The 14,947-nt window shown below is 57.1% G+C and carries 14 protein-coding genes and 1 tRNA gene; 7 read left to right on the top strand and 8 right to left on the bottom strand.

The features are described 5' to 3' along the window. Positions 1 to 26 precede the first annotated feature (26 nt). The gene (locus tag JTM80_RS04835; RefSeq protein ID WP_172354760.1) at positions 27 to 899 is read left to right on the top strand and encodes an alpha/beta fold hydrolase; all 873 of its coding nucleotides are present in this window, start codon (positions 27 to 29) and stop codon (positions 897 to 899) included. Positions 900 to 941: 42 nt separating this feature from the next. Here the strand turns inward: JTM80_RS04835 and JTM80_RS04830 are convergent, their stop codons facing one another. Beyond that, the gene (locus JTM80_RS04830; RefSeq protein WP_172354762.1) at positions 942 to 1,796 is read right to left on the bottom strand and encodes an SWIM zinc finger family protein; all 855 of its coding nucleotides are present in this window, start codon (positions 1,794 to 1,796) and stop codon (positions 942 to 944) included. A 101-nt stretch (positions 1,797 to 1,897) separates the two neighbouring features. Here JTM80_RS04830 and JTM80_RS04825 point away from each other — a divergent pair, with 101 nt between their 5' ends. Further along, positions 1,898 to 2,263: a DUF760 domain-containing protein gene (locus JTM80_RS04825; protein WP_172358841.1), complete on the top strand. Its 366-nt coding sequence runs from the start codon at positions 1,898 to 1,900 to the stop codon at positions 2,261 to 2,263. Between the two features lie 68 nt (positions 2,264 to 2,331). Here JTM80_RS04825 and JTM80_RS04820 read toward each other — a convergent pair whose 3' ends face one another. Further along, entirely contained in the window at positions 2,332 to 3,567 is a 1,236-nt protein-coding gene (locus tag JTM80_RS04820) for an HhoA/HhoB/HtrA family serine endopeptidase (protein WP_172354764.1), read from the bottom strand. Positions 3,568 to 3,871: 304 nt separating this feature from the next. On the opposite strand from JTM80_RS04820, the gene JTM80_RS04815 reads away from it, so the two are divergent. From JTM80_RS04815 to JTM80_RS04805, 3 genes are all read left to right on the top strand, one after another. Next, complete coding sequence (locus JTM80_RS04815) at positions 3,872 to 4,888, top strand: M23 family metallopeptidase (RefSeq protein WP_205370700.1); 1,017 nt, start codon at positions 3,872 to 3,874, stop codon at positions 4,886 to 4,888. Positions 4,889 to 5,024: 136 nt separating this feature from the next. Beyond that, positions 5,025 to 6,023: a Sll0314/Alr1548 family TPR repeat-containing protein gene (locus JTM80_RS04810; RefSeq protein ID WP_225906761.1), complete on the top strand. Its 999-nt coding sequence runs from the start codon at positions 5,025 to 5,027 to the stop codon at positions 6,021 to 6,023. Positions 6,024 to 6,169: 146 nt separating this feature from the next. Further along, a complete protein-coding gene (locus tag JTM80_RS04805) occupies positions 6,170 to 6,925 on the top strand; it encodes a class I SAM-dependent methyltransferase (RefSeq protein ID WP_205370699.1) in 756 nt (251 codons plus the stop codon). 357 nt (positions 6,926 to 7,282) lie between these two features. Here the strand turns inward: JTM80_RS04805 and JTM80_RS04800 are convergent, their stop codons facing one another. The 3 genes from JTM80_RS04800 to moaC all read right to left on the bottom strand — a co-directional run bounded on the left by JTM80_RS04800 (position 7,283) and on the right by moaC (position 8,826). Further along, complete coding sequence (locus tag JTM80_RS04800; protein WP_172354768.1) at positions 7,283 to 7,591, bottom strand: DUF3181 family protein; 309 nt, start codon at positions 7,589 to 7,591, stop codon at positions 7,283 to 7,285. 93 nt (positions 7,592 to 7,684) lie between these two features. Beyond that, complete coding sequence (locus tag JTM80_RS04795; RefSeq protein ID WP_172358844.1) at positions 7,685 to 7,954, bottom strand: 2TM domain-containing protein; 270 nt, start codon at positions 7,952 to 7,954, stop codon at positions 7,685 to 7,687. Positions 7,955 to 8,319: 365 nt separating this feature from the next. After that, positions 8,320 to 8,826 carry a cyclic pyranopterin monophosphate synthase MoaC gene (gene moaC, locus JTM80_RS04790; protein ID WP_172354770.1) on the bottom strand — a complete coding sequence of 169 codons (507 nt, stop codon included), beginning with the start codon at positions 8,824 to 8,826 and terminating at the stop codon, positions 8,320 to 8,322. A gap of 47 nt (positions 8,827 to 8,873) precedes the next feature. On the opposite strand from moaC, the gene JTM80_RS04785 reads away from it, so the two are divergent. Beyond that, positions 8,874 to 8,947, top strand: a tRNA-Arg gene (locus tag JTM80_RS04785). Positions 8,948 to 9,309: 362 nt separating this feature from the next. Here JTM80_RS04785 and JTM80_RS04780 read toward each other — a convergent pair. From JTM80_RS04780 to JTM80_RS04770, 3 genes are all read right to left on the bottom strand, one after another. Next, positions 9,310 to 10,986 (bottom strand): hypothetical protein, encoded by a 1,677-nt coding sequence (locus JTM80_RS04780; RefSeq protein WP_205370698.1) that lies wholly within the window; start codon positions 10,984 to 10,986, stop codon positions 9,310 to 9,312. Between the two features lie 166 nt (positions 10,987 to 11,152). After that, positions 11,153 to 12,397 carry a HetZ-related protein 2 gene (locus JTM80_RS04775; RefSeq protein WP_228721728.1) on the bottom strand — a complete coding sequence of 415 codons (1,245 nt, stop codon included), beginning with the start codon at positions 12,395 to 12,397 and terminating at the stop codon, positions 11,153 to 11,155. A gap of 237 nt (positions 12,398 to 12,634) precedes the next feature. After that, complete coding sequence (locus JTM80_RS04770; RefSeq protein WP_205370696.1) at positions 12,635 to 12,904, bottom strand: hypothetical protein; 270 nt, start codon at positions 12,902 to 12,904, stop codon at positions 12,635 to 12,637. A gap of 526 nt (positions 12,905 to 13,430) precedes the next feature. Here JTM80_RS04770 and gatB point away from each other — a divergent pair. Continuing rightward, positions 13,431 to 14,909, top strand: coding sequence for an Asp-tRNA(Asn)/Glu-tRNA(Gln) amidotransferase subunit GatB (gatB, locus tag JTM80_RS04765; RefSeq protein ID WP_172354772.1), 1,479 nt, complete (start codon positions 13,431 to 13,433; stop codon positions 14,907 to 14,909). Positions 14,910 to 14,947: the final 38 nt, after the last annotated feature.

The following is a 14,947-nucleotide window of genomic DNA, read 5'->3' as shown; positions in this document are numbered from 1 at the left end:
GGGTTTGCGAGGTCAGGGTTTACTCGATGCCTTACTGCTCGATTCGCGGCGTTGATCACTATTACGAATGGATTTGTGAATCCGGCTCAGAACCGTTTGGAAGCCGGCCCGTGCTAGTGTTTTTGCACGGTTGGGCGGGGTCGGCTCGCTATTGGGAATCGACGGCTCGGCGGCTGATGTCGCAATACGACTGTTTGCTGTACGATCTGCGGGGATTTGGGCGATCGCACTTGCCCCGCCCCATTCCAGAAACCGTAGCCGCCATCGGCTATGAGCTAGAAACCTATGCAGACGACCTAGCGCTGCTGCTCGACGAGTTCGGACTGGAGCGGGTGACGCTGAATGCCCATTCCACCGGAGCGTCGATCGCCGTTTTTTTCTTGAACCAATACGCTGAGCGGGTCAATCGCGCCATCCTGACGTGCAGCGGCATTTTTGAATATAACCAGCAGGCGTTTGAAGCCTTCTACCGCTTTGGCAAGTACGTGGTGGATTTTCGCCCCGGCTGGCTGCGGCATATCCCACTGGTAGACCAACTGTTTATGGCGCGGTTTCTGCGTCGTTCGATTCCGGCGGGCGATCGCCGCGCGTTTCTGGCTGACTATCTCGATGCCGACTACGAGGCGGCCCTGGGCACGATCTACACCGCCGTCAGCAAAAAGGCCGTAGACGTGATGCCGCAGGAATTTGCCCGCCTCACGGTTCCCACACTGCTAATTTCCGGCGAATACGACCAGATTATCCCTGCCTCGATGGGGCAGCAGGCCGCCAGCTTGAGCGATCGCATTACCCACTGCGTCATCGCCGAGACAGGACACTTCCCCATGCTGGAAGATGCAGCAACTTACATGGCAACCATCGAGGCGTTCCTGAACCAGACCCGCGAACCCGTTGCCTAGCGTTTACTTAGCGTATACTCAGCATTCACTCAGCTTGCTGACTCAGCTTTCTTCTGGCCGGGTTCCAGCCGTCATCGCGGACAGCACGGCCTGCTGCGCTACCTGACTGTAGAGGCTGCGGAGATACTCATTCACCGCATGGGCAGAAACCGACCCCGACGTACTGCCCTCGGAACGCAGCGGCATCTGCCCCAGCAAATCGAGGACGGTTTCTGAACTGGGCGGCGGCGCAATGACCACCAGCGACGGCTCTAGCTGCTGGTCATACTTCCAGAAGGTTTGCAGGGCGATCGCCGAAGACGCGGAAACTGGCGGAGCGGTTAGCGGATTGAGTGTTTCTTCTGGCGGCGGCGCATCGGGACTGGCGCTGCGGAGCCGACGCAACTCGCTGATAATCTGCTCCTTGGTGCGCCCCCGCAACTGAAACAGGACGAAGGGATCTTCACTAAAGCGATCGCCCAGGACATAATACACCGCCCCAATGTGCTTGCAGGGATTCGCCGGGTCTGGGCAAGAACAGCGGCTGTGGATATCAAACTTGGTAAACGGGAACAGGCTCAGTCCGTTAGCCGTAAAAACTTCTTCAATATTCTGCGGCATCTCGCCCGCCAGCAGTTTGGCAGAAAAAATCGCCTGCTGAGACAGAGATTCAATCACATACTGCCACTGCTCATCATCAAACGGATCGAGGGACAGCGTGACCTTGTATGGCTCTGGCGCAGTGCCCTGAACCCGCGCATGAACCTTCGCGCCGCGAAATTCAATCGACAGCACATTGCCTTCGCGGGCATAGTTGCGGGCACGGGCCAGACGACGCACCCAGCCAAACGACTCCAGCACATCAACCCAGCGCTGGGCCCACCATTCCCGACTTGGCTGCGCGTCATACTGAGTCATGGTTTAATCAAGTTCCGTAATTTCCCTTAAGGAGCGTTGTCACAGGCGCAAATATAAATGTAACAATAGGATTCAATCTTATCGTGACTTCCTGGGTTCCTATGAACTTTGACCCCGACAGCACCGAACTGTTTGGCAGTAGCGCCGAAGAGATGCAAGCCAACGAACTGTTGAAGTATCTCCAGCACCAGTCGCCAGAGGTGCTGGCGCGAGTGGCTCGGTCTGTCAGCCCAGAAATCAAAGATATCATTTCGCAAAATGTGCAGGGTCTGGTGGGGATGCTGCCCTCAGAAGCTTTCACGATGCAAATCACAACCGATCGCGACAATCTGGCGGGGCTGCTCGCCTCTGCCATGATGACAGGCTATTTCCTGCGGCGCATGGAGCAGCGCATGGAGCTAGAAGTCAGCGTGGCTGATGCGTTTGGCTCGTTTCGCGATAGCGGCGATGAGTCGTCTGGCAGCTAGCATGTGATGTTGCTCAGTAGGTTGATTCTGGAGGTTGATGCTGGGGGTTGATTCTGCCGATTCTGCGGTTAATTCTGCGATCGCGGCAGGGTTGTGGGCCGCACGCCAATTTCCAAAACCTCACCCTCCCGGTTAATTTCTAGCGCCAACAGATCGCCGATTTTGCTGCCATCCACCTGCTCCTGCACGTCGGATGCAGTGTTAACAGGAACGCCACCCACCTTCAGAATCACGTCTCCGGGCTGAAGTCCGGCCGTGGCAGCGGGGGTATTTTCCAATACCTGGAGAATGAGAACGCCCCGATCGACCGCGAGTTTTGACGGATCGAAGGGCGGGTCTTCGACGTTTTTCTGCAATTCTTCCTTGAGCGCCGGGGTAAGGTTGGTCATTTGAATGCCCAAAAACGGATGCGCGACCTGTCCCGTGGCAAAAAGCTGGTCGGCAATTCGCTTGGCGGTTTCGATTGGGATGGCGAAACCCAGCCCCTGCGCGTTGGCGCGAATGGCCGTGTTCATGCCAATGACCTCGCCTTGGTCGTTGAGCAGCGGGCCGCCGGAATTGCCGGGATTAATCGCTGCGTCGGTTTGGATGAAACGAACTCGCCGATCGGGGCTACCGACTTCGGAACTGGAGCGTCCTGTAGCGCTGATGATGCCCGCCGTCACCGTGTTGTCCAGTCCCAAAGGATTGCCGATGGCGATCGCCCATTGTCCCGGAACCAAGTTGGTCGAGCCGCCCAGCGTCACAGTTGGCAAATCGGTCGCATCGATGGCGATCGCCGCCACATCCGTCACCTCATCTGCACCCACCACCCGGCCCTCAAACTCGCGCCCGTCCCTCAGCGTCACACGCACCGTGTCGGCTCCTTCCACAACATGGGCATTGGTGATGATCTGCCCATTGGGTGAAATCACAAAGCCAGACCCCGTGCCCCGCCGCAGCCGCTCCGGGGCGCTCGGGCCCTCCTCGCCAAAAAATCGACGAAAGAAGGGGCTGGCTCCTGGCGGAACCCGGCTCACGGTGCGGGATGCATCAATCCGCACCACGGCCGGGCCAACGCGCTCTGCGGCAGCCGCAATGAAGTTATAGGGTTGGGCACTGGGAACACTCGGCGGCGCAGGCGGCGATTCGTTCGCCACGGGTGCCAGGGACGGTGGCATGTTGGCAGGGCTGCGATTGGTCAAAGGCTGAGGGGTGCGGACGGGGCTGAACGACTGCCAGGTCGCGTGTCCGGCCATGCCCAGACCCACACCCATCACCAGCACGGCGGCATACGTGCCCCAAGATTTCAAAGATTTGACCATGAGACGGAGTTGAGAAGCAGTGACGAAGGGATCGGGCGGGCAGAGATTTAGGCGGAATGCTGTGGGGAGACTGCGTAAAGGTTTAGCGATCCAGAGCGATTTTAAAGTAACCGTCAGACGGGCGCTTCGGTCTTGCTCATTATCATTAGGGCGATCGCTTCCAGCGTAATCTTTCTTGGATTTTTTTGCAGGGAAGAATCCAGAAAATCTCTCACAAGAGCGATTTGTGGCTGGCTAGGATGGAGACATTTGAGCTAGTTTTTGAGCAAATCTTGGTGAAGCGTTGGTTAGAGAAGAGTTATCCATGAGCGAGAAATTTCAGGCATATCGCAAGCGCCGGGGCGCTGATTTGGGTGGGATGGTTTTGCTGGGATTGGGGGTCGTAGGTATGAGCCAAGGGGCGATCGCCCAAGCCAGCCTGCCCGATCCGTCCCCAGCCCGTGCCCTATCGATTGCCCAGGCCGCCGATGCACCCACCGACTCGCTCTGCCCTGCGCCCGTGCTGTCCCGGATGACCCGCTACCAGACCCGCGCCGGAGACACGATCGCCAGCCTAGCCCAGCGCCACAACCTGACGGCAGAAACCCTGATCGGCATGAACTCTGTGCTGCGGCAGGGCAATCCGCCCGTGGGAACCAGTCTGCTGATTCCGCCGATCAACGGGCTGCGGGTAGAGGTTCCGTCCGGACGCACCTGGCGAGACTTGGCGCAGCAATATCGCGTGCGGGCAGATGTGCTGTTTGAGGCAAACGGCTGTCGCCCGCCGGGTCGGGTTGCGTTCATCCCCGGTGCAACGCTATCTTCGGCAAACCCGGCAGCCGGAGATACAGCAGTGGGGGCTGCGGCCGACCCCAACGCTCGCCCCAGAATTACCAGCCCCGATCGGGCGGCGGCGATTCTGAGAACCCACCCCCTGGGTAGCCCAACGGTGGCGCTGGTGATCAAGGGCTATGGCTGGCAAATCGATCCGCGATCGGGGCAGGTCGTGTTTAACAGCGGCGTAGACCTGGCAGCCAGTGAAGGAAACCCGGTGGTGTCAGCGGGCGAGGGCACAGTCGCCTTTGCGGCCAATCAAGGAAACTACGGCAACCTAGTCGTCGTCAATCATCCCGAAGGGTTGCAAACGCGATACGCCCAGTTGGGGACGATTCAGGTGCAGGTGGGGCAGCGGGTGCAGGCGGGCGATCGCCTCGGCACGGTTGGTCGCAGCGCCCCTGATCAGGAACCCCTGCTGCGGTTTGAAGTCCGCTCAAATTCTGACCTGGGCTGGGTCGCGCAAGATCCAAGCCTCTATTTTCAGGACATGCGAGTAGGACAGTAGGGAACGCTCTGGCATCTACCCAAAACAGTTCGTACACTAGAGCAGGGTTCAACTGTAGTGGTTTTAACACTTTAGTAATCTTCGCAAGTAGCTCTTGCACTTAGTGGTTTTCACAATTTCTGGAGATAGGTGAGCTATGTCGATTGCAGCGGTTCTCGTCTCGCGCCGGAGTGGCGGTGTCCGCAATTCCCAGCCCGGTCGCCAAACGGGGCGATCGCCCGCCCAGCAACTCTGGCGATCGCTCGGTTCGGTGGCCGGAGGGCTGGCGATCGCGCTTCACAGTTTGGCACTGCCCGCCCTAGCCGATCCGTTTCGCAGCGCCAACCCCCGCAACATCGACCGCACCACCGAAGCCGCCTTCATCGCCATGTTTGCCGAAGGCAACTACGCTCAAGCGGCAGCCTTGTTAGAGAACGCCTCGCGCAATGAGCCGCTGGCCCACGCCCTGGCCGCGTCGCTGGCCTACCTGAACCGGGATTGGGATACCCTGCGCGATCGCGCAACCCAGACTCGGCGATCGGCAGAACGGCTGATGCAAAGCGATCCGCTGCGGGGCAACATTTACCGAGCGGTGGGACACTTCCTGGAAGGCGGGTATGCCGTCTCCACCCAAAGCACCGTTGCCGCCACGCCCACCGTCCTCCGTGAACTTCAGCGAGCCTTCAGCGCCTTGGGCGAGGCCGAACGCATCGCCCCCGACGATCCAGAGCTAAATTTGGTGAAGGGATACATCGAACTGTTCCTGGCCACAAACCTGCCCTTTAGCAGCCCAGAACAGGCTTTGGAAAAGCTGCAAAATTTCGCCGGGCCCGAATACCTGGCGCAGCGGGGAATCGCCATCGGCTATCGGGATCTGGAACAGTTTGAACCCGCGATGGCGGCGGTTGACCAGGCCCTCGCAGAAACGCCTGACAATCCCGATCTTTACTATCTCAAGGCACAGATTCTAGTGCGCCAGGAGAAGTATCGTGAAAGCTTGGAGTTCTTTCAGCGGGCGCTGGAAAAAGAAGACCAGCTTCCCCAACGCCACGCTAACCAAATCGCCTGGGAGGCCTGTCGTGCTGAGAGCGTAGTCGAAGGGTTGCGAGATGGTGTGAGCCGTCAGCGCTGCAACCCGCTGCTGCGTCGTCGCTAGGCGGGGTTTGGAGTTAAGATTGGGCTGGTTCGTGGCTTAGGGCGATCGTCCGTCCACCAGATCTTCTAGATCTGCCTAAACGCCGTCGGTCTAATTCCTGATCCTTTGCCATTTACCCGTGGTCCTTATTCCGTGGCTCCTATTCCGTGGCTCTTATTTTCAAAGACTATTTCTCGCGTCAGGCAAGCCGCTACGCCAAGTATCGTCCGGGCTATCCCGACGAGCTATACGCCTACCTAGTCAAAACGGCAACAAAACACGACGCAGCCTGGGATTGCGCCACGGGCAACGGGCAAGTTGCGGTCGGGCTAGTGCCTCATTTTGCAACCATCTACGCGACGGATGCCAGCGCCAGCCAAATCGCCAACGCCTTTCCCCACGAGCGAATTCAGTATTCGGTTGCGCCCGCAGAGGCCAGCGGTCTGCCCGACCACTGCGTAGACCTGATTACGGTCGGGCTGGCGCTGCACTGGCTGCCGCTAGACGGGTTCTATGCTGAGGTGAATCGCGTGGGCCGTCCGGGCGGCGTGATTGCGGCCTGGTGCAGCGATTTATTCCGGGTCGCCGAGGCCACACCCGCCGTGTCCGCACTAATCGACGAACTCTATGCGCTCATCCTGCCCATGCAGCTGCCCGAAGTGCAACTGGTGCATGACCACTATCAGACTGTTCCATTTCCGTTTGAGGAACTGCCTGCGCCCACCTTTCGCCAGACCGTGCAGTGGACTCCGGAAATCATTTTGGGCTGCGTTTCTACCTGGTCTGCGGTACAGCGCTATGCCGACGCAGAGGGCTGGGCGGGATTGAAAGAGTGGGGCGATCGCCTTTCGGCTGCCTGGGGCGACCCGACCCTGCCCAAAACCGTCTGCTGGGATATTTTTCTACGAGCCGGGCAGATATAGAACCGGGGCAAGACTTGTTAGATAGGTAGACCAGTAGATAGGTATATAAGTAGATAGACCAGATTAAGAGCTAATTTGTAAAGGAGCCTGAAAGCCTTGTTAATCAAGGATTTCCGAGAAACCGCTTTTCCTGGGCAAACATGACCTCAAAGCCACACATGCCAAGAGTTTCAGGCTTCTTAAGATTTGCTTCATAAATTAGCTCTAAGAAACAGATCTTGAACCCTGCGCCGCCCGCTGCGCGGGCGGCGCAGGATCTTTGAGTTTTATATTTATTAATGTCCACCTACTTAGATAAGATAGGTAAGGTGCTGGACGGGCAAGGTGCAGAGCCTACAGCCTGTTTATTCAGATAATTCAGAGCTTTTGCTGAAACGCTTCCACAATGTCCATCAATTGGATTTGGGACTGCACGGGCAGCAGATCCAGCAGAGAGACTTCGTGCTTGCCGCCACCTAGCTTGACGGGAATGCCGCGCAGAATCCCCAGCACCTCGTCCTCGGTCGGCACGCCTTTTTCAAGCAAGGGATAGATCTGCTCTGCCAGGGGGGTGTTGAGGTGAGCATCGCGGAGATACAGATGCCACTTGGCTACGTCGATATACACCTCTTTGCCCAGTTCTGCGGCCAGGGCCTCGATGGCTTCGGAAGAATTGGAATATGCCATAGTTACGCCGTGTTAATGAGCCGTATTAATGGGTGGAATGAACAGTCAGGTCAGGGCTGCAATCTATCGAGAATTGCCGTTTCAGGACGCACCTCAAGGGGATTTTGCGTTGGGCTTGGTAACCGGGCCAGAATAGTCGGCGATCGCAAAGATATAGACCCCATGCGCCACCAAGGCCGCCAGCCATAGCCCACTAAACCACACGGTCCAGGGCCAGGTCTGCGCTTGCACAAGTCGAAAGAACCACACGCCAGAGTTGACCGCAATGAACGCTGCAACGTGGGTGGCAAAGGTCATGCGGTCGTCTAGCTTGCGAAAGGCGGGGTCGTTGCGGTCGGGTTCGCGGGGCCAGCGGGGAGGCATACTGTTATCCGGGATGAACTGTCGGGATGAACTGTCGAGATAAACTGTCGGGATGACCATTCAGCTTTCATTGTACGGTGTGAGTGACATCGTACAGCGTGGCCTCATAGCGTGACCCTACAGTGCGGTTATACACCATGACTCCACAACGTGACCGCACAGTGTGGCTGTACACCGTGACCGCACAGCGTAACTCCACAGCGTGTCCGCCCAATAACCGCACAGCGCGACCGTACAGCGTAACCGTCTGTTGAAGCAAGTGAGCAAGGCGAGGGGGGCGAAATTCTTGTCTTTTCAGCACAGCGTACACACCCTGAAAGAACAAGAAGCAAGCACAAGAACATGCTGACTTTTCACAGGATTCGCTATTGCGCGGCCAGATAATCGCCCGACTTGCCGCCCGTTTTGCTGAGCAGGCGAATGTTCGTAATTTTCATCGATTTTTCCAGGGCTTTGGCCATGTCGTAGAGCGTCAGTGCTGCGACCGAAACGGCGGTTAACGCTTCCATTTCCACTCCTGTTTCGGCTTTGAGGCGCACCTCAGCGCGGATGTCGTAACCGGGCAGGTCTGGATTTGGCGTAATTTGAACGTCTACTTTTTGCAGGGGGAGCGGGTGACAGAGGGGAATCAGGTGAGCGGTTTGCTTGGCTGCCATGATGCCCGCCAATCTGGCTGTGCCCAGCACGTCGCCCTTGGGTGCATTGCCCGCTTCAATGGCCGCCAGGGTTTCGGGCTGCATCTGGATTTGCCCCAGGGCGATCGCCGTCCGCACGGTGGCTGCCTTAGCTGACACATCCACCATGTGTGCCTGCCCGGTTGCCTCCAGATGGGTCAGGTTGGGCAGAGATTTTTCAGCAGAATTTTGGTTCATGCGCCTAACTATGTTGATGTCGTGTGATAGTATAGAGTTTCTGGCAGGGGCCTGTAGCTCAGTGGACTAGAGCACGTGGCTACGGACCACGGTGTCGGGGGTTCGAATCCCTCCTGGCCCGTCAGAGAGTGGGGTGAGTTAAAGCAACTCGCCCCATTTTGCTTTCATGTATTTGCTTTCTGGATAATTGCGATGTAATTGCGACTCTTTGAATAAGAGGTCACAGAAGAAGACACAGAAGAAAAAAGAACACAAACGTTTGCCCTCTTGCTCTGGTGCATCTACGCCCTAGGCAGTGTCTTAAAACTTTCTAGGTCGTTAATTGCCTTGAGTTGCCTTGAGTCGATCTCCCTAAATCCCCCTTAATAAGGGGGACTTCCGGAGCGGTTCGGCTCGGTTCCCCCCTTTTTTAAGGGGGGGCTAAGGGGGGATCAAAGGGTTTTAAAGCACGCCCTAGCTTCATTCGCTGATGCCTGCGTCCACTCAAGGGGGCGCATCTTCCAGAGAATCAACAGGTTCCGGTTTCAGGCTGTCTACCTGTTCCTCAATGGTTTTGATAATTTGGCTGAGGGCGGGCAACACCTCCAGCTTCGCAGCGACCATGCCCGACTCTAGGCGAGCGCGATCGCGGATTTCGTTTAGCTTGGTCTGGAGCTGTCGGGCAATTCGCAGGGCATCTCGCTCTAACGTAGCGATTTGCTGCTGCTGATAAAACTTCAGCGCGGCTCCGCGTAAAATTTGTAGCGTCGCCTCTTCGCCCTGTTCGGTAGGGATAAAGCGGAAGCGCAGCAGGAGTCTTGTCCGCTCGTGCAATCGCTCGATTTCAACCTGGCGGGGCTGTTCGACTGGCACCAGCGGCAGCCCAGCAAGCTGCTTCAGTTCGGCGATGATGCCTCGAAAATGGCGCAAATCCAGGCGATCGATGACAGATTGCAGCACCCCGTTTTGGCTCCAGAGAATGCGTCCATAGCGGGGCTGATGCTCGAAATAGAGCCGCCCAATGCCGCCGATCAGGACTCGTCCCAGCAGTTCTTGCAGCAATTCTGGGGGTGGCAGGGTGGCCAGGGTTTCTGCTGGGCGGCTGAGATGATTTAGCTGCACGACGAGCGGCGGAATCGGTGTCATTAACTGCGTCGGCACTTGGGGCGGCTGCTCGACGTTGATGAAGGTCGCGAGGTAATCTTGCAGAGTGTCCAGGGGAATATCCGGGGCGATCGCTGGGGTGGGCAACGGCTCTTCCTGCCTTTGAATCGCAGAGATGGATTCTGCTAGCTCGTCTTCATCCAAAAACACTGCCTCCGAGGGTGGGGCTTCGGCACTCCGCTTTGCCGTGGGCGGGGACGAAACCGGATTCTCTTCCGCAGAATCGCGGCTCAGCGCCACCTTGGGTTCACCGTGAATTGGCTCTGGTCTTGCTTCAACCCGTGATGCACTGGCTACATCGGAAAGCGAGTCCAGATCTGGAAATGGCTCGAAGGGATTTTCGGGCGATCGCCCTTCTGGCTCTGCTACCAGAGCAGGCTGAACGGGTTCCGGCTGAACAGGTTCCGGCGCTGGCTCTGGTGCGGCGGGTGGCGTATCCGAGGGCGCATAAATCGGCCGAAACCGGGGCGGCGCCAGCTCCTGGCTCAGATCTTCTGGGCTATCGACCACCAGCGTTGGCTGGGTATTGCGGTCTAGCTTTTGCTCGGTGCGGATGCGGGGGGCAACTCGTGAACGACGATCGACTTCCGCCTCATCCCTGGCGTTGGCGCGATCGCCCGAACGATCTGTCTCTTCTGCGCCAGCGGGTGGACTGGGCTGGGCGGCGCGGCTGCCCGTATAGTGCAAATAGGCAGAAAGGGATGCCTGGAGCGCATCAGACGAAATCGGCTGGGGCTTGGGATAGTAGTTGTGGTAGGCGATAATGCGGCGCACATAGTCTGCGGCCGGGCTGTCTTCGGGGTTGACCATGCCCAGCAGCAGGCAGTTGTCTTCCAGCTTTAGCGGCAGCACTTGATAATACAAACACGCTTCAAAGGGCAAGATGCCGTCAATCAGGACAAACATCTGCTGGAGGTCTAGCGACTGCGCGAGGCTGTCTGAAAAATGAGACAAAACCGACCGATACTGAGCGTCGGCAGATGTTGCCCCGACTTTTTTGTTGAGCGGGGAGGTCATAAAATCGCACCGTTCTCAATCTTTGGGGTTGACCATGATTGACCATGATGAAAGCAAGCCGCTTCCAGCACCCTTGGCGGTTTGTTCACTCAAGCATACCCAGTCTTGCTGCAAATCGCCATCCGCAAGCCGCCAGCCTGCCCTGCCTGCGTTTGCGGCGGATGGCTCAGGCCGATTCTGAGTTGTCGGAGTCGTCAGACTGGGACGAGTTTCGCAGGCTATGGGCAGACAGGTAGACCTTGACCCATTCTCCAGTAATTTGGTTCACCTTGACATTGCGATGCTGGGCGATCGCCTCGGCGGTTTTCCAGGTTTTGAAATCCTGCACTAACTGCTGCTGTTCTGGACTAAGGGCGTTATAGAACTCATCCCACTGATCAGGCGCAAGCCCCAGGTTATTGTCTACTGAGGTGCCCAGCCAGGTCATGACCAATTCGGACTCGGCCTTAATGGCAAACACACGCAGGGCGTGATAGCTAATTTTTTCCCGCAGTCGATAAACCTGCTTGACCGGAACCCCCAGCGCCGTGGCGATCGCCTCCTGCGACTTGCCTTGGAGATGCAGCCGGAGCCATTGCGCCGCCAGCGGGTCTACTTCCTGAGCGAGATAGTCCAGAAACGTTTGCTTTACCTCGTCGCGCAGGGCCTGCTGTTCCTCCCAATCGCGCTGCTGCTCGTACTGACTCAGCGCCTGAGAATCGAGCAGGCTCATGGCGCTGTCGCTATCGTCGGGAGAAATTTCTTCCGATACTAGCCGAATCAGTTCGCCCGTCGGAACCTGGGTCATGCCGCCACGCTGGGTGCGCCGCAGATAGTTGACAAACCGATAGACCAGCAGCGGCTGATTGCGGATGGGGCGCAGGCAGTATTCCTCAATGCTGGCCAGCATTAGCCCGTCCCGCAGGCGGGGCTGATTGGTGCAGCAGGCGATCCACTGCACCTGCTGGCGAATATAGGAGTCGTTTTGGATGAGTTCCTGAATCACTTCTTGCAACACATCCATGACGCTGCGATGGCGATCGCGCGATAGCGCCACCCAGGTTCGGACTTTGCTGCGAATCAGGAACAGGCTGCTGAGGCGCTGTAGCAGGTTTTTGTAAGCCTGGTCTGGACGGACTCCTAAATAGCGCTGCTGCAAAATGCGATAGCGATAATCCATCGCCTGCTGTGCCACCATAACTTGCACTGGGGTCATCTCATCGAAGCGCTGCGGCTCGTCGCCCAACAGCCAGCGCAAGATTGCCTCCTGGAGCGTTGCGGGCTGGCCGGGATGGTCTTGCTGGAGCCGCGCCTGCCACTCGCGTTTTAGTTCCTCCGACCTCGACTCAGCCCTCGTCATAGCGATGTAGTCCTCAGTGCTGGCTCTCGTGCAAGCTTCGGTGCTGGCTTCCATGCTACTAGCTTTGACCATATATCTTGCGCTCCCTTGCTGATTGCCGGGTAGGTCGATCGGCTCAGCCGACCGGGTGTGTGACGATTCAACCTTTCCGCAACCATTTCATATTTATCGGGTTAGTGTCATCACCCAACTAGGTACTCTGGACTCACCCTGGGCGATCGCCCTCCAGGATTTCTGCTGGGTTTCTGACATCCCTATGACATATCCCTGACACACCTTTGGCATTCCAGCGCAATTCTGCAAAGCCTCTTAAGCAGATTCGGGATCGGCTTCAATTGCCGCCACCAGCCGTTGCAGCGTGTCCGTCAACTGAGCGAGGCGCTCTAGCGTAGCATCCTGATTTTCTGCCAAAGTCTGTACGGTGTCGCTCAGGGCGAAAATTTGGTAGCCCTGCTGCTGCACCTGCTTGGACAACGCATCCATGTGTCCCGTTAGCTGATCAACCGTTTCCGTCGTTGCCAGGACGGCTTCTCCAATTTCCCGCACCAGCGATTCCAATGATGACGATTCAGTACTCACGCCCCTCTCCAAACACACGCCACAAACCCAAAACCATTTGCCAAGACCATTTGACTTGCTGCTGAAGCTTGAACCTGAAGCTTGGACAATGCTGAAGCTTGGACAATCAGCTTAGACGACCAGCCCCTTGCCTAATCAGCTTGGATAAAATTAGCTTTGGACAAAATCAGCTTGGACAACAATATATACCATCCTTATAGCCTCCCCCACCTCCTATTCCGCATTCTGCACCGCCTTTTCTCGCTTTTGCAAGGGATACAACCAGACCCTTGGCTCAAACCTCGAGCCTGATGAAGTTAGGACTCACGCAGTTGGAGGATTTCTCGCGGGCACAGCCCGCGAGAAATCCTCCAAAACCCAAAGAGCTTATTGCAAGTGCGTAAGCCCTGGAAGTATAGCTATCCTAAATGTCTTATCTGATTCCCTGTCCACGCAGAGTGCCGATTTCTGAAATGGCCTGAGAGAGCGAGGCACAGCGATACAATAAAGCATCAGAGGATTGGAACTGGACTTTCCAGAGTTTTCTATGACCACCACCGCCACCAAGACCCAATACGAAGCCGTCATCGGGCTGGAAACACACTGTCAGCTCAGCACCAAAACCAAGATTTTTTCCAGCAGTTCGACGGCTTTTGGTGCTGACCCCAACACGAATATTGACCCGGTGTGTATGGGGCTGCCGGGGACGCTGCCTGTGTTAAATCAAAAGGTGCTGGAATACGCAGTGAAGGCGGGGCTGGCGCTGAACTGTCAAATTGCACCCTATAGCAAGTTTGACCGAAAGCAGTATTTCTATCCCGATTTACCGAAAAACTATCAGATCTCGCAGTACGACCTGCCAATCGCCGAGCATGGCTGGCTGGAAATCGAGCTAGAAGAAGACGGGCAACCCGTTCGCAAGCGCATTGGCATTACGCGGCTGCACATGGAAGAAGATGCAGGCAAGCTGGTGCATGGCGGGAGCGATCGCCTCTCTGGGTCTACCTTTTCGCTGGTGGACTATAACCGGGCGGGCGTGCCGCTGATTGAAATCGTGTCGGAACCCGATCTGCGCTCTGGGGCAGAGGCAGCGGAATATGCCCGCGAACTGCGCCGGATCATGCGCTATCTGGGGGTGTCGGATGGCAACATGCAGGAGGGTTCTCTGCGCTGCGATGTGAACATTTCCATCCGTCCTGTGGGATCAGAAAAATTTGGCACGAAGGTGGAAATCAAAAACATGAATTCCTTCAATGCCATCGAGCGGGCAATTAACTACGAAATTGAGCGGCAGATTGAGGTGCTGGAGGCGGGCGATCGCCTCGTTCAAGAAACGCGCCTCTGGGAAGAAGGCAGCCAGCGCACCATCAGTATGCGGGTCAAGGAAGGCTCCAGCGACTATCGCTATTTCCCCGAACCCGACCTCGGCCCCATCGAAGTCTCTGCCGAACAGCTTGCTGCGTGGAAACGCGAACTGCCGGAACTGCCCGCTGCCAAGCGCCATCGCTACGAAGAAGACCTAGGGCTGTCGTCCTACGATGCCCGCGTGCTGACGGACGATCGCGCGATGGCGGAATACTTTGAGGCGACCCTGGCCGCAGGCGCACCCGCCAAACAGGCCGCCAACTGGCTAATGGGCGATATCAGCGGCTATCTCAACACCGAAAAGAAAACCCTGGCTGACCTGCCCCTGACTCCCGAGACTCTGGCGGAAATGATCAGGCTGATCGAGTCCAACACCATCAGCACCAAAATTGCCAAAGATATTCTGCCAGAGCTGCTGACCCAGGGCGGCTCCGCCAAGGAACTGGTCGAAAAGAAGGGGCTGATTCAGATTTCCGACCCGGCTGCAATCGAAGCGGCGATCGCCAAAGTGCTAGAAGCTCATCCCGCCGAACTAGAAAAATATCGCAGCGGCAAGAAGAACATGCTGGGCTTTTTTGTGGGTCAGGTTATGAAGCAAACGGGTGGCCGCGCCGACCCGAAGCTGACGAATCAGCTTTTGGTGAAGCAGTTGGACGGGTAGCCCGGCGGCTATCACCGCTATTCTGCGCTCTCCTCATT

The organism is Thermoleptolyngbya sp. PKUAC-SCTB121 (assembly GCF_016919485.1).
Lineage (GTDB): Bacteria > Cyanobacteriota > Cyanobacteriia > Elainellales > Elainellaceae > Thermoleptolyngbya > Thermoleptolyngbya sichuanensis.
The sequence above is the reverse complement of the archived record's forward strand: the minus strand, read 5'-3'. Positions and strand labels throughout refer to the sequence as shown.

What these genes read in the sequence shown, in the direction of transcription:
- gatB (WP_172354772.1), top strand. Translation starts at nt 13,431, where the DNA reads ATGACCACCACCGCCACCAAGACCCAATACGAAGCCGTCATCGGGCTG.
- JTM80_RS04780 (WP_205370698.1), bottom strand. Translation starts at nt 10,986, where the DNA reads ATGACCTCCCCGCTCAACAAAAAAGTCGGGGCAACATCTGCCGACGCT.
- JTM80_RS04830 (WP_172354762.1), bottom strand. Translation starts at nt 1,796, where the DNA reads ATGACTCAGTATGACGCGCAGCCAAGTCGGGAATGGTGGGCCCAGCGC.
- JTM80_RS04795 (WP_172358844.1), bottom strand. Translation starts at nt 7,954, where the DNA reads ATGCCTCCCCGCTGGCCCCGCGAACCCGACCGCAACGACCCCGCCTTT.
- JTM80_RS04835 (WP_172354760.1), top strand. Translation starts at nt 27, where the DNA reads ATGCCTTACTGCTCGATTCGCGGCGTTGATCACTATTACGAATGGATT.
- JTM80_RS04800 (WP_172354768.1), bottom strand. Translation starts at nt 7,591, where the DNA reads ATGGCATATTCCAATTCTTCCGAAGCCATCGAGGCCCTGGCCGCAGAA.
- JTM80_RS04820 (WP_172354764.1), bottom strand. Translation starts at nt 3,567, where the DNA reads ATGGTCAAATCTTTGAAATCTTGGGGCACGTATGCCGCCGTGCTGGTG.
- JTM80_RS04815 (WP_205370700.1), top strand. Translation starts at nt 3,872, where the DNA reads ATGAGCGAGAAATTTCAGGCATATCGCAAGCGCCGGGGCGCTGATTTG.
- JTM80_RS04810 (WP_225906761.1), top strand. Translation starts at nt 5,025, where the DNA reads ATGTCGATTGCAGCGGTTCTCGTCTCGCGCCGGAGTGGCGGTGTCCGC.
- moaC (WP_172354770.1), bottom strand. Translation starts at nt 8,826, where the DNA reads ATGAACCAAAATTCTGCTGAAAAATCTCTGCCCAACCTGACCCATCTG.
- JTM80_RS04775 (WP_228721728.1), bottom strand. Translation starts at nt 12,397, where the DNA reads ATGGTCAAAGCTAGTAGCATGGAAGCCAGCACCGAAGCTTGCACGAGA.
- JTM80_RS04825 (WP_172358841.1), top strand. Translation starts at nt 1,898, where the DNA reads ATGAACTTTGACCCCGACAGCACCGAACTGTTTGGCAGTAGCGCCGAA.